This is a genomic window from Streptomyces sp. NPDC035033 (assembly GCF_040636735.1).
In the GTDB taxonomy this organism is placed as follows: domain Bacteria; phylum Actinomycetota; class Actinomycetes; order Streptomycetales; family Streptomycetaceae; genus Streptomyces.
On sequence record NZ_JBEZUZ010000004.1, the window covers coordinates 49828 to 68268 of the forward strand.

The 18441-nt window shown below is 73.1% G+C and carries 14 protein-coding genes and 2 pseudogenes; 11 read left to right on the forward strand and 5 right to left on the reverse strand.

Annotated features, from left to right (window positions below; translation table 11 throughout):
- Window positions 1-320 precede the first annotated feature (320 nt).
- The 3 genes and pseudogenes from AB0E83_RS03605 (at window position 321) to AB0E83_RS03615 (ending at window position 2513) form a co-directional block, all read left to right on the forward strand.
- Entirely contained in the window at window positions 321-860 is a 540-nt protein-coding gene (locus AB0E83_RS03605) for a phosphoribosyltransferase family protein (RefSeq protein ID WP_362105239.1), read from the forward strand.
- Between the two features lie 37 nt (window positions 861-897).
- Window positions 898-1405: pseudogene (locus tag AB0E83_RS03610) on the forward strand (transposase); the annotation flags it as partial.
- A gap of 724 nt (window positions 1406-2129) precedes the next feature.
- The gene (locus AB0E83_RS03615) at window positions 2130-2513 is read left to right on the forward strand and encodes a hypothetical protein (protein WP_362105242.1); all 384 of its coding nucleotides are present in this window, start codon (window positions 2130-2132) and stop codon (window positions 2511-2513) included.
- 17 nt (window positions 2514-2530) lie between these two features.
- Here the strand turns inward: AB0E83_RS03615 and AB0E83_RS03620 are convergent.
- Window positions 2531-3386: pseudogene (locus AB0E83_RS03620) on the reverse strand (IS5 family transposase).
- A gap of 104 nt (window positions 3387-3490) precedes the next feature.
- On the opposite strand from AB0E83_RS03620, the gene AB0E83_RS03625 reads away from it, so the two are divergent.
- Window positions 3491-4840: a hypothetical protein gene (locus tag AB0E83_RS03625; RefSeq protein WP_362105245.1), complete on the forward strand. Its 1350-nt coding sequence runs from the start codon at window positions 3491-3493 to the stop codon at window positions 4838-4840.
- Between the two features lie 151 nt (window positions 4841-4991).
- Here the strand turns inward: AB0E83_RS03625 and AB0E83_RS03630 are convergent, their stop codons facing one another.
- Window positions 4992-6005 carry an Lrp/AsnC family transcriptional regulator gene (locus AB0E83_RS03630; RefSeq protein WP_362105248.1) on the reverse strand — a complete coding sequence of 338 codons (1014 nt, stop codon included), beginning with the start codon at window positions 6003-6005 and terminating at the stop codon, window positions 4992-4994.
- Between the two features lie 548 nt (window positions 6006-6553).
- Here AB0E83_RS03630 and AB0E83_RS03635 point away from each other — a divergent pair.
- Both AB0E83_RS03635 and AB0E83_RS03640 read left to right on the forward strand, forming a co-directional pair.
- The gene (locus tag AB0E83_RS03635; protein ID WP_362105251.1) at window positions 6554-8059 is read left to right on the forward strand and encodes an MFS transporter; all 1506 of its coding nucleotides are present in this window, start codon (window positions 6554-6556) and stop codon (window positions 8057-8059) included.
- Window positions 8056-9354, forward strand: coding sequence for an amidohydrolase (locus AB0E83_RS03640; protein WP_362105254.1), 1299 nt, complete (start codon window positions 8056-8058; stop codon window positions 9352-9354). Before AB0E83_RS03635 ends, AB0E83_RS03640 begins: the two co-directional genes overlap by 4 nt.
- A gap of 207 nt (window positions 9355-9561) precedes the next feature.
- Here AB0E83_RS03640 and AB0E83_RS03645 read toward each other — a convergent pair whose 3' ends face one another.
- Window positions 9562-9819 carry a hypothetical protein gene (locus AB0E83_RS03645; RefSeq protein WP_362105257.1) on the reverse strand — a complete coding sequence of 86 codons (258 nt, stop codon included), beginning with the start codon at window positions 9817-9819 and terminating at the stop codon, window positions 9562-9564.
- On the reverse strand, window positions 9809-10045 hold the full coding sequence (locus AB0E83_RS03650; RefSeq protein WP_362105260.1) for a hypothetical protein: 237 nt from the start codon (window positions 10043-10045) through the stop codon (window positions 9809-9811). The genes AB0E83_RS03645 and AB0E83_RS03650 overlap by 11 nt, the downstream gene beginning before the upstream one ends.
- Window positions 10046-10316: 271 nt before the next feature.
- Here AB0E83_RS03650 and AB0E83_RS03655 point away from each other — a divergent pair, with 271 nt between their 5' ends.
- The 5 genes from AB0E83_RS03655 (at window position 10317) to AB0E83_RS03675 (ending at window position 17429) form a co-directional block, all read left to right on the forward strand.
- Complete coding sequence (locus tag AB0E83_RS03655; RefSeq protein ID WP_362105263.1) at window positions 10317-11522, forward strand: phospholipase D-like domain-containing protein; 1206 nt, start codon at window positions 10317-10319, stop codon at window positions 11520-11522.
- Between the two features lie 601 nt (window positions 11523-12123).
- On the forward strand, window positions 12124-13758 hold the full coding sequence (gene abc-f / locus AB0E83_RS03660; RefSeq protein WP_362105266.1) for a ribosomal protection-like ABC-F family protein: 1635 nt from the start codon (window positions 12124-12126) through the stop codon (window positions 13756-13758).
- Between the two features lie 384 nt (window positions 13759-14142).
- Window positions 14143-15849, forward strand: a complete 1707-nt coding sequence (locus AB0E83_RS03665) for a VCBS repeat-containing protein (protein ID WP_362105269.1) — start codon at window positions 14143-14145, stop codon at window positions 15847-15849.
- Between the two features lie 168 nt (window positions 15850-16017).
- Entirely contained in the window at window positions 16018-16818 is an 801-nt protein-coding gene (locus tag AB0E83_RS03670; RefSeq protein WP_362105272.1) for a hypothetical protein, read from the forward strand.
- 71 nt (window positions 16819-16889) lie between these two features.
- Entirely contained in the window at window positions 16890-17429 is a 540-nt protein-coding gene (locus tag AB0E83_RS03675) for a hypothetical protein (RefSeq protein ID WP_362105275.1), read from the forward strand.
- Between the two features lie 202 nt (window positions 17430-17631).
- Here the strand turns inward: AB0E83_RS03675 and xdhC are convergent, their stop codons facing one another.
- Window positions 17632-18441, reverse strand: a complete 810-nt coding sequence (gene xdhC / locus AB0E83_RS03680; protein ID WP_362105431.1) for a xanthine dehydrogenase accessory protein XdhC — start codon at window positions 18439-18441, stop codon at window positions 17632-17634.

Consider the following 18441-nt stretch of genomic DNA (forward strand, 5'->3'; position numbering starts at 1 on the left):
CTAGATCGGGCGCGGGGTCGAAGCCGAATCTCATTCTGAGACGACCGGGAAGGGACGGGGTCGGCTGGGGCTGGTCGGAGAAGGAGGCGAGGCGTCGGCAGTGTTACGTCTGATCAGCGATGGACGGCGTGGGAGAGGCGATTCCCCGGGCCGTCCGGACCGATGCCGGCGGCGCTGTGTCTTTTCTCGGTTCTGTCTCCTTGGCCGGCGTCGGGGCCGGATGCGGATCGCGGCGAGGGTGGGGTGCCGCCTGCCAGTCCGTCTTCCCGAGCGGAGAATCCGGTTGCCTGGGCTGCCAGTTCGTCCGCAGACTCGCGATCATGATGTCTCACGCGCGCGGTCTGGTCCTTGAACGCTTCCGTTGGATCGACGGCCATGCTGACGTCTGGCAGGTCTTCCGTGACCCCGAGGCTCTTGCCGCCGTGGTCCGTGGATTGGCCGGGTCGTTTCGGGAAGACGGCGTCACGGCCGTCTGCGGCATTGAGTCACGCGGTTTCCTCCTGGGCGCGGCGGTGGCCGTAGAGCTCGGCGTCGGCTTCGTCGCGGTACGCAAGGGCGTGGGGATCTTCCCCGGGGAGAAGGTCACCCGGCGCTGCGACCCCGACTACCGGGGCACTCGCCAGGAGCTGCGTCTGCAGCGGACGGCGGTGGGTCCCGAGGACCGAGTGCTGCTGGTCGACGACTGGATCGAGACCGGCAGCCAGGCGTCAGCCGTGCGGGCGATGGTCGAGGAATGCGGCGGGCAGTGGGCCGGCTGCTCCGTCGTCGTCGACCAGACGGCTCCGGCCCGGCGGGCGGACCTGGGCGTCCGCAGCATTGTCGCCGCCACCGAACTTCCGGCTTGGGACGGGCAGTCCTGACACGTGTCCGCCTGGCTGGTCGCTCGGTCGACTGGGTGTGTCTGTCCGACTGGTGATCACTGATGCGATGTGGGAGAGGATCGCGCCGTCGATGCCGGCCGATCCGGTTCGCGGGCGGCCGTGGGCTGACCACCACCGCACCCTTGAGGCCATCACGTGGAAGCACCGCACCAGTTCGCCGCGGCGAGACCTGCCGGAAGAGCTCGGCCCGTTCCAAACTGCTCACAAGCGCCTGATCAGACGGGCCGCCGACGGCACCTGGGGTCCTGGCCGGCCGTGCGTATTCTGCATGCGCCATTCGTACCCACCTGCGGCGTCGGGGTGTCCGCGCTGTCATTCCACAGCCGTCCGACCAGGCTGGGCGCCGCCTGAGGAGGGGCCGATTCGGAGGCCGGTCGCCAGGCTGCGGCAGCGAGGCGTACAAGCAGCGGAACACTGTCGAGCGGTGCATCAACCACCTCAAGCAGTGGCGCGGTCCGGCCACACGAGCCGACAAGCTCGCGATCGCCTACCAGGCAGCCCTGTACCTCGCGGACACCCTCATCGGGGCTCGGCGCTGGCCAAAGAGCCAGGGCCTAGATCCAGTTCGCCCAGCCGAAGGTGAAGAGGTAGGCGCGGCAACCCGCGTCCGGTCTCCGGATGCCCCGAGGGAGCATGACCGCCAGGGCGACAAGGAACAGAGCGGCGAAGGATCCCGCCACGAGGGCTCCAGTGAGGGGTCCTCCGAACAGGCCCACAGCCACACTCGCCACGATGACGATTCCGAGGCCGAGGTGTGCGGCAGGCAGGTCGGCCCTGATCGCCTCTCGCAGAGCCTTGCGCCCCGTCCGCAGATCAGAGGCGTAACGCTCCCGGGCCGCCTCCGGATCGGCGGCGACCCCCTCAGGCCACGGTTCCATCGTCATCCCCCGAATTCCGTTCGAACGGAGCCTAATGCCTGGCTCCTCTCGCGGGCGATCAGCTGCTACAGCCCATGGCGCGATCGGACTCGACCTGGGCGGACCACCATCGGACGGGGGGCGACAAGGCGTCCGTGTCGGCCGGCCGCCTTCCGCGCCCTGCCCTGGGCGTCGCCCTGGTGCGGGCGGTCCCCGCACGCCTTCCGGCCGCTTGCGGAGAGGTTCCTCCGGGCCGCCGCGCGCTCTCTCGCACCTTCTGATCGGCCTTCAGGTCGTGGGGGCAGGTGTTTTCGGTTTCGGAGGGGTGGGGGAGGTCGGCGGCGACGCTGCTGGTGAGGGCCTGCCTCTCGGATCCGTCCGTGAGATCGTCGTGCTCGTGATCGAGTCTTGGGTGATCAATGACGACAGCCCTGTCCCTGTGTCGTCGACGGGGGTGGTGGAGGCTCTTCGGTCGAGGATCGACAGCGGGCAGCTTGAGACGTGGCTGACCAGTTCGTCTGGACGGTTGCTGGCCTTCGTGACGAATGCCGAGCGAGCGATGGTGGTGCTGCTCGAAGGCGAGGGTGGCCCCGGCGAGCATGCCGTGGACCCCGGAACCGCGGGGTCGAGCGACGGGTTCATCCTCTCCAACGGGCAGGGCGACGAGTATCCGGACGAGGACACCGTCCCCATCCGTGAGGCATTCAGGATCGTGGAGCACATCGTTGGCACGGGTTCTTGGCCTGCGGACGCACGTTGGGTGGCCGATCGCTGAGCGGGCTGTCGCCGTGCCTAGATGAGGGTCGCGGCGAGGTGGAGCGCGGCCTGGTGGGCGATGGCGAGCTTGTCCGTTCGCATGGCCAGGCCGCGCCACTGCTTGAGCCGGTTGATGCTGCGTTCGACTGGGTTGTGCTGCTTGTACGCCTCGGCGTCGAAGGCGGGTGGGCGGCCTCCGGCGCTGCCTCGCCGCAGCCGGTGGCCGATCCGGTCGGACGGCTGGGGATGACCGCGCGGATTCCGCGTTGGCGGAGGTGACTTCGGATCGTGCGGGAGGAGTACGCGCGGTCCGCCAGGGCGGCATCGGGGCAGGTCCTCGGTCGTCGGGGGCCGCTTCGCAGAACGCGGACGGCGGCCATGAAGGGTCTCGAAGGCCGGAGCGTCGCCCGCCTGGCCTGCGGTGATGTGGAGGGCCAGGGGCCGTGCCCGGGTGTCGCCGGCGAGGTGGACTTTCGTGCTCAGGCCGCCGCGGGAGCGTCCGAGCGCGTGGTCATCGGGTTCGGCCCGGTCTGGAGCCCCTTCTCCTGGCGTCGGTGGCGTGCTGGTGGGTCCGGCAGACGGTCGAGTCCACCGAGACGGTCCAGCCGATGTCGGCATCACCCTCGGCCGCTGTCAGGATCGCGGCGAGGATGCGTTCCCTGGTGCCGTCCACGGCCCACCTGATCAGGCGTTTGTGGGTGGTCTGGAACGAGCCGAGCTCGTTCGGCAGATTCCGCCAGGGTGAGCAGGTGCGGTACTTCCACGCGATGGCCTCCAGGGTTCGGCAGTGAACCGCCCACCGCGGACCGCCGACCGCCGACCGCCCACCGCCGGCCACCGACTGCGGACCGCCCATCGCAGACCGCCCACCGCAGACCGGATCGGCCGGCATCAGCGGCTCGATCCGGTCCCATGTCGCATCAGTGATCACCGACCGGACGGACGCGTCCGATCAACTGACCAACCACCCCAAGAGACTCGCTCTAGAGTGCGGGCGTGGACGCTGCTGATCTTGACGACCGGGCCCGGACGCGGTCCGGCTGTATTCCGCCGGAGCTGGTCGCGCGGCTGCTCGAACACGGTCACGTCGACGTGGTGGCGCGGCAGGCCGGTCGCGGGGAGTGGTTCTGCGCGCTGGCGTGGGCGCGGTTGCTGGGCGAGCGGGGGCGGCAGGACGACGCGCTGGAGAGGCTCGCCCCGTATCTGGCGACCGGCTGGTGGACGGCCGTGGTGGGCGCGGCCGAGCTGCTGGAGGAGTGGGGTCGCGTCGACGAGGCGATCGAGATCACCCGGGTCCGCATGGAGGCCGGGCACCCGAGGGCGCTGGAGTTCTACGCCCGCCTGCTCGCCCGGCACGGCCGCGCCGAGGAGGCGTTCGCTCTGCTGAGTCCGTACCTCGGCGAGTGGTCCCTCGCCGTGGCACTGGTCGACGTCGCGGGCGCGGCCGGCCGCGACGAAGAGGCCGCCGCGATGCTGGCCGCCCTGGCCGAGCACCGGTGTTCCGACTTCCCGTGGTGCTGCCGGGGCCTCGATCCCGACACGGCGATCGGGCTGCTCGCCGCGATCCGCGAGCGTCAAGGCAGTACCGATCAGGCGGTCGCCCTGCTGCGGACCAGGGGCGCCCGTCCGGTCAACGGCCGAGACCGACTGGCCGATCTGCTGGCCCGGCACGACCGGACCGAGGAGTTGCGCGCCTACGCGGCGGCCGACGACCTGGGACACGCCGCGCAGCGCCTCGCGGAACTGCTGGAGGAACGCGGTGACGTGGAAGGGGCGATCGCCGTGTACCGGCAGGCCCGCGACTCGTCCGTTCGACGGGGCGACCTGACGGTGCAGCTCGCGCGGCTCCTGGCCCGGCACGGGCGGGGCGACGAGGCGATCGACGTGATGCGTGCCCTGGCCGACGCCCGCGACGGGGAGGACTGGATCCTCCACACCCTGTCCGAGCTGTACCTCGACCGAGGTCGCCCCGGGGACGGTCTGGCGCACCTCGACGCCCTCGCCGCCGCCCGCGGGGGCGAGGAGGAGTGGGACCTGTACGGGATACGGCTGCCGCTGATCGCCGCCCGTGACGGCGTCGACGAAGCGATCGCGCGGGCCCGGTCCCATCCCGAGGGCTCCAGCTCGTACGCGGCGCCGCGCATCGCCGAGCTGCTCGCCGGCGCCGGGCGCGTCGAGGAGGCCGTGGCCGTTCTCGCACGGCACGCCTCCGCGAACCGCCACGACCTGGCCGGCCACCTCATCGACCTCGGCCGTGTCGAGGAGGCCCTGGCCGTCCTCCGACCACGCACCTCCCGGCCTCCCGAACCGTCGAGCGGTCCCTGGCCCGCCGCTCCCCCGTTCTGAGGTCCTGCCCCCTCCTGGGCGCGCTCGCCCGCCTGGCGGCCGACCCTGCCTGCCGAGACGCCGGGTCGTGGCGGGCCGCCGGTACCGAGCGCAGGCCGCTTTCGCCGGGGTTCGGAGCGGGCGCGAGAGGGTGAGCAGGCGGGGGGTGAGTTCAGCGTTGGCCCTGCCGGGGGCGCTCCGGGCCGTCCGCGAAGCCCGCCCGCTTGTACGTGCGCATGAGCAGCGCCACCTCCGTCGACGTGACGCCCTCCAGCGCGCCGAACACCCGGGTCGTGAAGTCGTGCAGGTCCCGGGTCGAGCGGTGGCTGGAGTACCCGAGCAGGGGCGTCGTCCCGGTCGTCACCACCAGATGGCGCAGCTCGGGCTCCCGGGCCAGCCGCCGGATCACCGCGTCCATCCGGGCATGGCTCACGGCCAGTCGGAACCGCGCCTCGACCGGGTAGCCGAGCACGAGCGGCTCCGCGTGCAGGCGCAGGTGCAGGACGTGCGAGGTCCGCAGACGGGCCAGCCGGCGGCGCGCGGTGGTCTCGCCGACCCTCAGTTCGCGCGCGAGCCGGGTGGTCGACATGCGGGCGTCGTCGCGCAGCAGTTCCACGAGGCGGCGGTCCAGCTCGTCCAGGGCGGGCGGCTCCGGCAGCGCGCGGCCCTCCATGGCCCGGCGCCGCACGTCCGTGGGCTCGTCGTCGTACGGCGCCCAGTCGCTGGCCGTGAGGAGCAGCCGGAGGACCACGGAGGAGTGGACGTCGGCCACCCCGTCGAGCCGGCCGATCACCGCGTCGACCAGGCTCAGCAGCGCGTCGTGGTCCGGCACGTTCAGCTCGGCGAACACGTCGAGCGCGCCCGTGGCGACCTCGACCGACCGGGCCTCCGGCCGCCGCGCCAGGGCCAGCGCGGTCTCGTGGACCCGGCCGGGCGCGCACCGTACCGCCACCTCGGCGGTGACGCCCTCGCCCAGGTACTCCGGGACGAGCGCCGCGGTGAACGCCACCGCGGCGGTCGCCGTCATCCGGTCCAGGCGCCGGGCGACCGTCCGCTCGTGCACCCCGGCGACCGCCGCCACCTCGGAGAACGGCGCGCGCGGATCGCGGTGCAGCGCCCGGAGCACCGCATGGTCCAGAGCGTCGAGCGCGAGCGGCGCGCCGGCGGGGCGGGGCTCGGTTGCCATGGGGTCTCCTGGCGCGGTGGGGGGGAGCGGGTGGCGGGTGGAGTGCCGGGCGGACCGTACGCCACCGGCCGGAGCGGGACCGGTGGCGTGACGGAGGGACCGTACGGCACCGGCCGGAGCGGGACCGGTGGCGTGATGGAGGGACAGTACGACACCGGCCGGAGTGAGTCCGGCGGCGCGGCGGAGGGGCCGGGAACGTACGGCACCAGTCTGAGCGAGCCCGGCGGCCTACCGGGCGGACCGTACGCCACCGGCCGGAGCGAGCCCGGCGGCCTACCGGGCGGACCCTACGACACCAGCCGAAGCGGGACCGATGGCGTGACGGAGGCCGTTCGGGGGGTGCGGCTCGATGCCCGGATCCGCCGAAAAGAAGTGCTCGTGCGCCTCCATCACCCGATTATGGGGCGCGCTCTTGCCCGAGTCCGAGCCCGCTGGCGACATTGTGGTGCGGATTCCGCCACGGAGCAGGCCGGTGACCGGCGGCCCGGAGGCGTCCGACCCCGCACTCCTGCCCAGGCCCCCGGGCCCTTCCCGAACAGGTGGTACGTATGACGGACACCCCGACCCCGCGGACGCCACCGGCGTCGCGGGCCGTCCGCGCGACCCCCGCCATCACCGCCCCCGCCATCACCGCGCCCACCAGCGCCGCGCCCGCCGCCGCGACCCCCGCCGTCGCCGTGGTCGCCTCCGTCGTGCTGGTCGAGCTGGCCAGCGGCATCACCCAGGGTTTCCTCTCCCCGCTGCTGAAGGGGCTGACCGACACCCTCCGGGTGACCGCGGCCGACCTGAACTGGATCAGCATCGCGAACCTGCTCGCCAGCGTCGCCTTCACGCCCGTCCTGTCCCGCATGGGCGACCTCTACGGGCACCGGCGGATCCTGCGCTGGAACCTCGCGATCGTGCTCCTCGGTTCGGTCCTGGTGGGGCTGAGCCGGTCGTTCGGCGTGCTGCTCGCCGGTCAGATCCTGCAGGGCGCGTTCGCGGGCTTCTTCCCGCTGCTCGTCGGGATCCTGCGGAACCGCAGCGGCGACTCCGAGAGCCGTCGCGGCATCAGTCACATGGTCGCCGCGCTCGTCGGCGGCATCGCCCTGGGGCTGGTCGCCAGCGGCTTCGTGGCGCGTACCGTCGACAGCCCCACGGCCGCCCTGTGGGTGCCCACCGCCGCCGTCGGCCTGGCCCTCGCCGTCACCTGGCCGCTGCTGCCCGAGTCCGGGACGCGTCCCGGCGGGCGGGTCGACTGGGCGGGCGGCGTGCTGCTCTGCGTGGGGCTCGTCGCGGTCATGCTGGGGCTCGGCATGGGCGGGCTGCCCGGCTGGGAGTGGAGCTCGGTGCGCACCCTGGGCTGTCTGATCGGCGGCGTCCTCGTCACCGCCCTGTGGGTGCTCGTGGAGCTGCGGACCGCCGAGCCGATGATCGACGTCCGGATGTTCCGGCGCCGCAACGTCGTCACCGTCTCCCTGGTGACGCTGACGTTCACCTTCCCGATGATCGGCCTCCAGGTCGCCAACCCGGTCTTCCTGGGCACCGGTCCGGCGGAGCACGGCTACGGCCTGGGCCTCGACCCGTTCGCCATCGGCCTCGCGATGCTGCCCAACATGCTCGCCCTGGCGCTGGGCGCGCTGGCCGCGCCCGCCGTCGCCGCCGCGATCTCCGACCGGCTCACGCTGTGCGCCGGTTCGCTCCTGATGGCCGCCGGCTACCTGGTCTCGCTGAACTGGCACGGCGCGATGCTCCCCTTCCTCGCCGGGACGGCCGTGGCGGGCTTCGGCACCGGTTTCCTTCAGCACTCCACCCGGACGCTCGCCGTCGAGTCCGTCCCGCACGACCGGACCGCGGTCGGCTCCGGCATCAACGAACTCCTGATCAACGTCGGCGGTTCGATCGGCGCGGCCGCCGTCCTCACCGTCTTCGCCGCGCACACCCCGGCCGGCGAGGCGCTGCCCGAACTCGGCGCGTACACCGCCTCCTGGACGATCTGCGCGGTCGTCTCGCTGGCCGGCGCCGTGATCGCCCTCCTGTACCGCACCCCCGACGACCGTGAGGCCCGCCCGTGACCGCCACCGCACCCACCACCGCCCCCGGCCCGCTGCGCGCCCGCGCCCGCGAGGTCGTGGAGCGCCGCCGGGACGACGTCCTCGCGCTCAGCCACCAGTTGCACGCCGATCCCGAACTCGCCTACGAGGAGCACCGGTCGGCCCGCCGGATCGCCGACCTCGTCGAGGCCGCCGGGTTCGAGGTGACCCGCGGCGTCTGCGGCCTGCCCACCGCCTTCACCGCCACGGCGGGCACCGGCGACCTCGTGATCGGCATCTGCGCCGAGTACGACGCGCTGCCGGACATCGGCCACGCCTGCGGCCACAACGTCAACGGCGCGGCCGCCGTCACCGCCGCCCTCGCCCTCGCGCCGCTCGCCGACGAACTCGGCGTCACGGTCAAGCTGCTCGGCACCCCCGCCGAGGAGTCCGGCGGCGGCAAGGTCGACATGCTGCGCGGCGGGGCCTTCGACGACGTCGCCGCCGCGATGATGGCGCACGCCGCGCCGCGGGACTCGGTCGGCATGAGTTCGCTGGCCATCAGCAGCTGGAAGGTCGGCTACACCGGCCGCGCCGCGCACGCCGCCGCGATGCCCGAGCGGGGCGTCAACGCGGCCGACGCGATGATGATCGCGCAGGTCGCCATCGCCGCGTACCGGCAGCAGATGCGTCCCGGCGCCGTCGTCTCCGGGGTGGTCACCTCGGGCGGCGCGGCCGCGAACGTCATCCCGGCCCGCACCGCGGCCGACTACGACTGCCGTGCCGTCACCAGCGAGGAGCTGGTCGAGCTCCAGGCCCGGGTGCGCGCCTGCTTCGAGGCCGGCGCGCTCGCCACCGGCGCCGAACTCGCCCTGGAGACCGTCGGCAACGACTACGCCGACCTCCGCCAGGACCTCGCCATGGGCCGCAGCTACCTGGCCGCCGCCCGCGCCCTCGGGCGGGACGTCCAGGCCGTGGACCCGGCGATCCGGGGCGGCTCGACGGACATGGGCAACGTCTCGCACCACGTCCCGAGCATCCACCCGATGATCGGGTACGACTGCGGCGACACGATCATGCACAACCCCGAGTTCACCCGCTTCGGCACCACCCCGCAGGCCGACCGCGCCGTCCTGGACGGCGGCCTCGCGATGGCCTGGACGGCCCTCGACCTGGCCACCGACCCGGCCCACCGGGAGGGGCTTCTCAGCCGACTCGCCGCCCGCGGCCCGTACCGGGACCGGGACCGGGACCGGGATCAGGACCTGTATCGGGGGCGGGAGCAGGACCGGGGCCGGGGCCGGGGCCGGGAACAGGCTGATTCGACGGTCCGTTGAGAACGGGGCCGTGACGGGGGGAGAGAGGGCGCGTGGGTGGGCCTGGCCCGGAGCGGGACGGACCTGCCGCGCACGGACCGCGCGGCGGACACCAGGCGGACGGCGGCGGACACGAGGCGGACGGCGACGGACGCGGCGCCGGTCGATGCCGGGGCCGGGGCCGGCACCGACAAGCTGCACCACATCGTTGCCGAGGCGGGCGCTCGCTCAGGCTTCGACGTACGCCACGATCGTGACGGTGCGCAGCGAGGTCACGTAGTAGATGACGCGGACGCCGTCGACGGGGTCGGTGTAGTCGCGCAGCAGGGTGCCGGGGACCGGGGCGCCGAGGTCGGGGCGGACGCTGATGGCGACGATCGCGCGGTCCAGGCGGTGGGTCTCGGCGGCGGTGAGCTCGGCCAGCTGGGTGAGGGCGGGTTCGACCAGGACGACCTGGGCACGGCGGGGGCCGTGGTCAGGCGACACGGGGCCGCCGGCCGGCGAGGTGCTCGAGGTGGGCGTCGCGGGCTTCCTCCCACAGCGTGCCGGTCTCCGCGGCCGGGTAGCCGTGGGCGGCGATGTCCTCCAGGACGGAGGCGAGGACGTCGGCCTTCGCGCGCTGGTCGGCGGCGTAGGCGCGGACGGCCGCGGCGGCGTGCTCGTCGAGGGGCTGGCGGTCGTGAACGGGCGCGGCGGCCGGCTGCTGGCTCATCCGGGACTCCTGGACTCTGGGGCGGGACTCCTCCTTCACGGTATCGCCCGGGCCGGGGCCCGGGGAGCGTTCCGGGGGAATCCCGGTCCCGCCGCGGACCCGGGCGGGCGGCGCCGTCCGCGGCCCCGGCGGCCTGCCGCGTCGGCCGCCGCCGTGCGGGCCGTCCCGTCCGTCCGACGGCGGGTGTGGTCCCGCCGTACCGCGGTCTACGCTGTCGCACCGCGCACGGAGTCGATCTTCATGCGTGCCGGCCCCCTGCCTACTCCGAGGAGTGATTCCGATCTTCGCACCCACCCGCCGTCGCATAGGCGCGGCCGTCCTGCTGGCCTGTGCCCTGCTGGTGCCGGGCACCGGCACCGCCGTCGCGGAGGAGACCGTCCCCGTCCGCACCGGAGCGGTGTTCAACGACCCCAAGGGAACCGTGACGGAGCAGAACGCCGTCAAGGACCACATCATCAACGCGATCCACCGGACGGAGCCGGAACGGGTCATCCGCGCCGCGCTGTACGCGCTGACCGACCAGGACTACACGGACGCGCTGGTGGAGGCCCACCGGAAGAACGTCAACGTCCGGGTCGTGCTGGACGTGAAGTACGCCGACTCGGCCGCCGCGAAGAGCCTCATCGCGAACCTCGGCCAGAACAAGTCCGCCCGCTCCTGGGTGTACGTGTGCAAGAAGTACCCCTCCGACCCGACGAGCACCGTCGGCGGCTGCATCGCCACCGCGCCCGACAGCGCGAACCCGCGGAACCACAACAAGTTCTTCACCTTCTCCCGCACCGGCACGGTGGCGGGGGTCGAGGAGGACGTGGTCATCCAGACCTCCGGCAACCAGACCCCGCTCAACACCGCGAAGTACTGGAACAACGCGTACACCGTCGTCGGCAACACCGACCTGTACACGGCCTACGTCGGCTACTTCGACGACCTGGCCTCGGGCGTGAAGAACAGCGACTACTACACCACCGCCAAGGTGGGCACCGAGAAGTACTACTTCTTCCCGCAGGCCAGTGGCGACGTCGTCGTCGACGTCCTCGGCAACGTCGCCTGCACCGGCAACACCACGGTCGGCACGCCCAGCGGCCACCGCTCCGTCGTCCGCGTGGCGGCCTTCGCGCTGCACCGCGCCGCGGTCGCGAACGCCCTGGTCACGCTGGCGAACCAGGGCTGCAAGGTCGAGGTCGTCTACGCCGAGGGCAACGCCGCCGCCACCCTCGCGGGCCACGCCAACATCACGCTCAAGCAGCTGAACACCGCCGACGGCTACCTCGTCCACTCCAAGTACCTGACGGTCGAGGGCAATTACGCGGGCCACCCCGACACCAAGTGGACCTTCACCGGCTCCCACAACCTGGACCAGTCCTCCCTGACGGAGCAGGACGAGGCCATGCTGCGTCTGGAGGGCGCGGCCCCGCACGACGCGTACGCGCGCAACTTCGCGGCGCTGCTCACGTACGCGTCGGCCCCGGCGGCCTGACCTCCGTCCGGCCCGACCTCCGACCGGCCTGACCCCCGTCCGGCTTGACCCCCGACCGGCCTGACCTCCGTCCGGCCCGGCCTCCGTCCGGCCTGACCCCCGTCCGGCCCGACCCCCGTCCGGCCTGACCTACGTCCGGCCTGACCTACGTCCGGCCTGACCCCCGTCCGGCCCGGGCCCGCGGTCCGGAGTCGGCCGGGGTGGTCCGCCCCGGCCCTCCGGCCTGCGGGCGTCCGGGCCCCGCCCCTCCGGCGGAGCCCCCGGGGGCGCGTGAAGCCCCCGACCGGTTCGGCGGGGGGGGGCGCCGTACACGTGTCCCCCGGCCGTCCGGCGCCCCGGACGCCCGCGCACACCGGCGCCCCCGCCCGTCGTCGACGCCCTGCCGCGTCGAGCTGGTACGGTGGAAAGAGACGTGTTGTCGATCGAGGAGTCCGTAGACGTGGTGGGTGAAGACGACATCTCCGGGTGAGATCCGGATCTGACGGCCACCGGCCGGCGCTCGGAAGCGCTGCCGAGGTGGTCCGTTTCGTCGTACCCCCTTTCCCACTGTCTTCCCGGGGCAGAGGTCTACGCCCTGCCCTCAGCGCCTCCGAGGTCCCTCATGTCCGACGCAGCCATCATCTGTTCGAACCTCTCCTTCGTCTGGCCCGACGACACCCCGGTCTTCCACGACCTGTCCTTCAGCGTGCCGCCCGGCCGCACCGGCCTGGTCGCGCCCAACGGCTCCGGCAAGTCCACCCTGCTCAAGCTGATCGCGGGTGAACTCCGGCCCGCCGCCGGATCCGTGCACGTCGACGGCGTCCTCGGCTACCTCCCGCAGAGCCTGCCGCTGACCGGCGACCTCACCGTCGCCGAGGTCCTCGGCATCGCCGAGGTGATCCGCGCCCTCGACGCCGTCGAGTCCGGCGACGTCGACGAGAAGCACTTCACCACCATCGGCGACGACTGGGACGTCGAGGAGCGCACCCGCGCCCAGCTCGACCGGCTGGGCCTGGCCGGCCTCGCCCTGGACCGCAGCCTGGGCACGCTCAGCGGCGGCCAGGTCGTCTCCCTCGGCCTCGCCGCCCAGCTCCTCAAGCGCCCCGACGTCCTCCTCCTCGACGAACCCACCAACAACCTCGACGCGCGGGCCCGCCACCACCTCTACGACGCCCTGTCGGACTTCAACGGCTGCCTGCTCCTCGTCAGCCACGACCGCGCGCTGCTCGACCGCATGGACCGCGTCGCCGAACTCGGCAGCGACGAACTCCGCCTGTACGGCGGCAACTTCACCGCGTACGAAGAGGCCGTCCGCGCCGAGCGGGAGGTCGCCGAGAAGAATGTCCGCAACGCCGAACAGGAACTCAAGCGCGAGAAGCGCGAGGCCCAGCAGGCCCGCGAGCGCGCCGACCGCAGGGCGAGCAACGCCGCGAAGAACCTCAAGAACGCCGGCCTGCCGCGCATCTTCGCCGGCACGATGAAGCGGGGCGCGCAGGAGGCCGCGGGCAAGTCCGGCACGATGCACGCCGCCCGGGTCAGCGAGGCCAAGGCCCGCCTGGACGAGGCCGGGCGCGCGCTGCGCGAGGAGGCGCGCCTCACCCTGGAACTGCCCGACACCCGCGTGCCCGCCGGCCGCGACCTCTTCGTCGGCGAGCGGATGCAGGTCCGGCTCGGCGACGCGGAGGTGTTCGCCGCCGGCGGCGTCGACCTGTCCGTACGCGGCCCGGAGCGCATCGCCCTGACCGGCCCCAACGGCGCCGGGAAGACCACCCTCATGCGGCTGATCACCGGCGACCTCGCCCCGGACGACGGGGAGATCAGGCGGAGCGACGGCCGCGTCGCCTACCTCTCCCAGCGGCTCGACCTGCTGGACCTGGACCTCACCGTCGCGGAGAACTTCGCCGAGTTCGCCCCCGAGCGGCCCGAGGCGGAACGCATGAACCTCCTCGCCCGCTTCCTCTTCCGGGGACCCCGCGCGCACCTCCCCGTCGGCGTCCTCTCCGGCGGCGAGCGGCTGCGCGCCACCCTGGCCTGCGTGCTGTGCGCCGAACCGGCCCCGCACCTCCTGCTGCTCGACGAGCCCACGAACAACCTCGACCTCGTCAGCGCGAGCCAGCTGGAGAGCGCCCTCAACTCCTACCAGGGCGCCTTCATCGTCATCAGCCACGACGAGCGGTTCCTCGCCGAGATCGGCGTCGACCGCTGGCTGCGGCTGGCCGACGGGACGCTGAAGGAGACCGGAGCCCCCGCGGTGTGAGCCGCCGGCACGTGACCCGGCCCGCGCCCGAGACTCCACGGGCGGCGGGCAACGGGCGGCGGAGCGGGGACGGGCTCTCCCTGTGGTACCGACAGGCCCGGTACGGAACAGGCGGGTTCGGTACGGACAAGGTCGGCACGGACAGGTTCGATATGGAACGGGCAGGTTCGGTGCGGAAAGGGCAGGTATGGACAGGGGTTCGGGGTCGGCGGATCTGACGGATTCCGAAAGTCGTTTGTTCTCCTGATCATTCTTGTGCGTACACTCCGCCTACACATCCGGGGGGGGTGTTCGCCCTCCGCACGTGCCCGTCCCCGTGGCCGTGCGGAGGCGCCGCGAACCCCTCGTTCCGGTTCCTGTTCACGTTCCCCAGGGGGGGATCTTTTGCGTTTCGCTCTTTCCGGGCGTGCCGGCCGTGTCACCACCTGCACCGCCCTCGCCCTCTCCGCCGGCATGCTGCTGGCGTCGCCCGCCGTCGCCGAGTCGGCGCCCCAGCCCGTTCTGAAGCGGTCGCTGACCGAGACCACGCCGATGCCGACGCTCGACGCCGCGGAGCCGGCCGGCACGGCCCGCACCGCCGCGGCGACGGCCGCCCAGCAGCCCCGGTTCGACGTGACCGGCGACGGCAAGACCGACCTGATCCACCGCACGCGGCACGGCATCACCTTCGTCGCGCCGTCCTCGGGCGGGGAGCACGTCGAGTTCACCACCGAGGGCACGTCCACCGACCTCGACCTCGTCCCGCTCGGTGACCAGGACGCCAACGGCGCGCCCGAGGTGCTCTCGGTCTCCACGACCGGCGCGCTCCGGCTGTACTCGGACGCCTCCCTCGTCTCGGGGTCGCTCCGCTGGACGGGCTACGGCTGGAACATCTACAACAAGGTGTTCTCGCCCGGTGACGTCGACGGCGACGGCAGGGCCGACGTCATGGCCCGCCAGTACAACGGCGACCTGTACTTCTACCGTGCGACCGGCACGATGACGGCGCCCTTCGCCGGCCGCGTGAAGGTGGGCCCGGGCTGGGGCGCGTACGACCAGGTCGTGGGCCTCGGCGACAACGACGGCGACGGCAAGGGCGACCTGCTCGCCCGCACCCCGGCCGGCCAGGTGTACTTCTACGGCAGCACCGGCAACAAGCTGGCGCCGTTCAAGCCGCGCAAGGCGCTCGCCACCGGCTGGCAGGTCTACAACCAGATCGTCGCCGTCGACGACCGCAACCTCGACGGCCGCGCCGACGTGTTCGCGCGCGACCTGAACGGCACCCTGTGGGCGTACTACGGCCGCGGCAACGGCACGTTCACGGCGCGGGCGCAGACCGGCACCGCCTGGAACAGGGTCGAGCAGTTCGGCGGGGCGGGCAACATCCCCTCCGTCGGCAAGACCCTCTTCATGGCCCGCGACAAGGCCGGCACCCTCTTCTGGTACCGCGGCCTGAACAACGGCAAGCTCGCCGCCCGCGAGCAGGTGAGCGACACCGGCGGCTGGGCGGGCGCGCACGTCTCGCTCTCCTACGCGCTGGACGGCAACACGATCCCCGACCTCCTGTACGTCACCCAGGGCTACCTGATCAACACCTCCAACAGGCACGTCTTCGGCGGCGGCTGGCAGGTCTACAACCGGCTCGTCGGCCCCGGCGACCTGTCCGGCGACGGCAAGTCCGACCTGCTCGCCCGTGACGCGTCCGGTGTCCTGTACCTGTACCGGGGCAACGGCGCCGGCACGGGCTTCTCCTCCCGCGTCCGGGTCGGTTCCGGCTGGAACGCGTACAACCAGATCCTCGGCGCGGGCGACTACACCGGCGACGGCCGTGCGGACGTCCTGGCCCGTGACGGCTCCGGCACCCTGTTCCTGTACAGGGGTACGGGCTCCGCCACGGCCCCGTTCGCGGGCCGGGTGAAGATCGGCGGCGGCTGGGGCACGTACAGCAAGCTGGTGGCGCCGGGCGACATCAGCGGCGACGGCCGGGCCGACCTGCTCGCGGTGACCGCGTCGGGCGACCTGTACCGCTACCTGGGCACCGGCACCAACTCCGCGATCAGCCCGCGGGTGAAGATCGGCTACGGCTACCAGACGTACACCAACCTGTACTAGAAGGCCGACGGGCGCCCCGCACCGGAGTTCCGGCGCGGGGCGCCCCGCCCTTTCCGCGGCCCTCGCGGGCGGACCAGCCGGCACGGGCGGACCGGCTGACACGGGCGGCCGGGCGGCCGCGGGGCCGCGGGGCCGGCGCTGTCGGACCGCCGTGGAAGACTGCGGCGCATGTCTCTCGCGGATCTCACCTCGGACCAGTGGCGGTCGTACGACCTGCCGGCCGCCCGCCGGATCGCACGGCGCGCGGCCGAGCTGGTGGACGGCCGCGTGGTCGCCGTCGACCCGGTCGAACACCTCGGCGCCCGGACGCACCGCGTGCGGATCGAGCGGGGCGGGCAGGAGTTCGCCCTGGTGCCGGGCGGCACCGTGACGCTCGGCTTCGACCTCGACGCCTGGCGGCCGACGGCCGAGCAGGCCGCCGACTACCGGGAGAGCCTGGAGCAGGGCTACGGGACCGGCCCCGACCTGCGGTCCCACCTCGCACAGCTGCTCAGTCCGCGCCGCCGCGTCACCTTGGCGGCGGTGCTCGTGGCGGTGGAGGACGAGAACCTGACCGCTCCTCCCGCCGAGACGCCGGCCGTGCTCGCGTCCCGCGGTCTGCGGATGCCGAGCCCCGACGAGTGGGAGCACGCCTGTGGCGCCGGTGCCACCACCCTGTTCCGCTGGGGCGACGCCTGCCCCCTGGACCGGGGCCCCTACGACGACCCCACCGGCCCGCAGCACCGGCCGAACGCCCTGGGCCTGCGCATCGCCTACGACACCTACCGGACCGAGCTGACGAGCGACCCCACCGCGGTGCACGGCGGCGACGGCGGCGAGTCGGCGTGCGGCGGATACGGCCACCTGCTCACGTGGCTGTCCCTCGCCACGGCCAACCGCCACCCCTTCTACGCCACCGAGTTCGTCCACGCCCCGGACGGCGAAGACCTCTACGAGGACTTCTCCACCCGCCCCGTCCTCCCCCTCTGATCCCCTTCCGGCGCACCGTCGCCCTCCGGCTCCGGAGTGCTGGATCATTGGTCCCGAGCGGAGGGGGCGACGTGTCCGGGGGTTGCGACGTGGGTGTCGGCGCGCTGGTGCGGGCGGAGCTGGAACGGCACGACTGGGGCGCCCTGGCCTGCCTCTGCGGTGACTCCGCGGATCACGTGCCCCTGCTGTTCGAAGGTCTCCTCACCGCCGAGACGCCGCGCGAGATGCTCACCCTCGACGGTCACGTGGAGGACGGATGCGTCCTCGCCGAGTGCACCGCGCCGGCGGTCGGTGTGATCATGGCCGCCCTGGCGGGCGAGGTGTCGGTGATGGCCCGGGACCAGCTCCTGCGGACGCTCGTCCACGTGGCCGCCGGCTCCGGCTGCGACGAGGGCCTCGGCAGGTGGCCGCTGGGCGACGCCTGTCGCGCCGGAGCCGAGGAGGGCTTCTGGACGCTCGTGCGGATCGGGCTGACCGGGAGCGGGGACGACGCCGAGACGGTGGCCGACATCTGCGCGTTCTTCGCTCTCGGCGGGGACAAGGCGGCTCACTACCAGACCTTGCTGCGCGAGCGCGCACGAGCGAGGACCAAGCGCGGGGCGAGGCGCTGACGGGGGCTCGCCCCGACAGGGCGGCCCCCCGCGTCGTGACGGTCCCCCTCGTGACGGTCCCCGTCGGGTCCGCCCCCGCCCCCGCCGTACCCGTCCCCGTCGTATCCGTCCCCGTCGTATCCGTCCACTCGCGGGACAGGGCCCGCCCAACTCCCCTACGCTAAAGGATTTCTGACCCCGTCCTCCGCGCGCCACGGGGCGGTCAGGCCGTTTCGGCCTCGAAGGCGCGCAGGAGGTCGGCGGCGACGCTCACGGCGATGGTCGCGGGTTCCTTGCCGGTGATGTCGGACAGGCCGATCGGGGTCTTGATCCGGGCGATGGCGGCCTCGTCGTGGCCCCCTTCCGTGCGGAGGCGGTGGCGGAAGCGGGTCCATTTGGCCGCCGAACCGATCAGGCCGATGGAGCCGAGGTGGGGGGTGCGCAGGGCGGCGTCGCACAGGGCGGCGTCCTCGGCGTGGTCGTGGGTCATGATCAGGACGTGGGTGCCGGGCGGCAGTTGTTCGAGGACCTCCTCGGGCAGCAGGGGCGTGTGGTGCACCCGCACCCGCGCGACCGCGTCCGCGAGGACGGCGAGCCGTTCCTCGGCGAGGACGTCGGAGCGGCTGTCGACCAGGTGGAGGTCGAGGTCCTGGCGGGCCAGGATCCGGGCCAGTTCGATGCCGACGTGCCCGACGCCGAAGACCGCCACCGCCCGTACCACCGGGAGGGGTTCGAGCAGCACCGAGACGGTGCCGCCGCAGCACTGCACGCCGTGCCGGTTGGTCACCTTGTCGTTGAGGGCGAAATCCATCAGTTCCGGTTCGGGCGCGGACGCGGCGATCATCTCCCGGGCCCGGTCGACGGCGACCGCCTCGACGTTGCCGCCGCCGATCGAGCCCCACGTCCCGGTCCGGCCGACGACGAGCTTCGCGCCGGCGTCGCGGGGGGCGTGGCCGCGCACGGTCGCGACGGTCACGAGCACGCCGGGCTCCCGGCGTGCTCGCAGCCGCGCGACCGCGGTGACCCAGGTCAT

Coding starts and splice junctions, on each gene's coding strand:
- AB0E83_RS03670 (WP_362105272.1), top strand. CDS start 16,018: ATGTCTCTCGCGGATCTCACCTCGGACCAGTGGCGGTCGTACGACCTG.
- AB0E83_RS03650 (WP_362105260.1), bottom strand. CDS start 10,045: ATGAGCCAGCAGCCGGCCGCCGCGCCCGTTCACGACCGCCAGCCCCTC.
- AB0E83_RS03630 (WP_362105248.1), bottom strand. CDS start 6,005: ATGGCAACCGAGCCCCGCCCCGCCGGCGCGCCGCTCGCGCTCGACGCT.
- xdhC (WP_362105431.1), bottom strand. CDS start 18,441: ATGACCTGGGTCACCGCGGTCGCGCGGCTGCGAGCACGCCGGGAGCCC.
- abc-f (WP_362105266.1), top strand. CDS start 12,124: ATGTCCGACGCAGCCATCATCTGTTCGAACCTCTCCTTCGTCTGGCCC.
- AB0E83_RS03605 (WP_362105239.1), top strand. CDS start 321: ATGATGTCTCACGCGCGCGGTCTGGTCCTTGAACGCTTCCGTTGGATC.
- AB0E83_RS03635 (WP_362105251.1), top strand. CDS start 6,554: ATGACGGACACCCCGACCCCGCGGACGCCACCGGCGTCGCGGGCCGTC.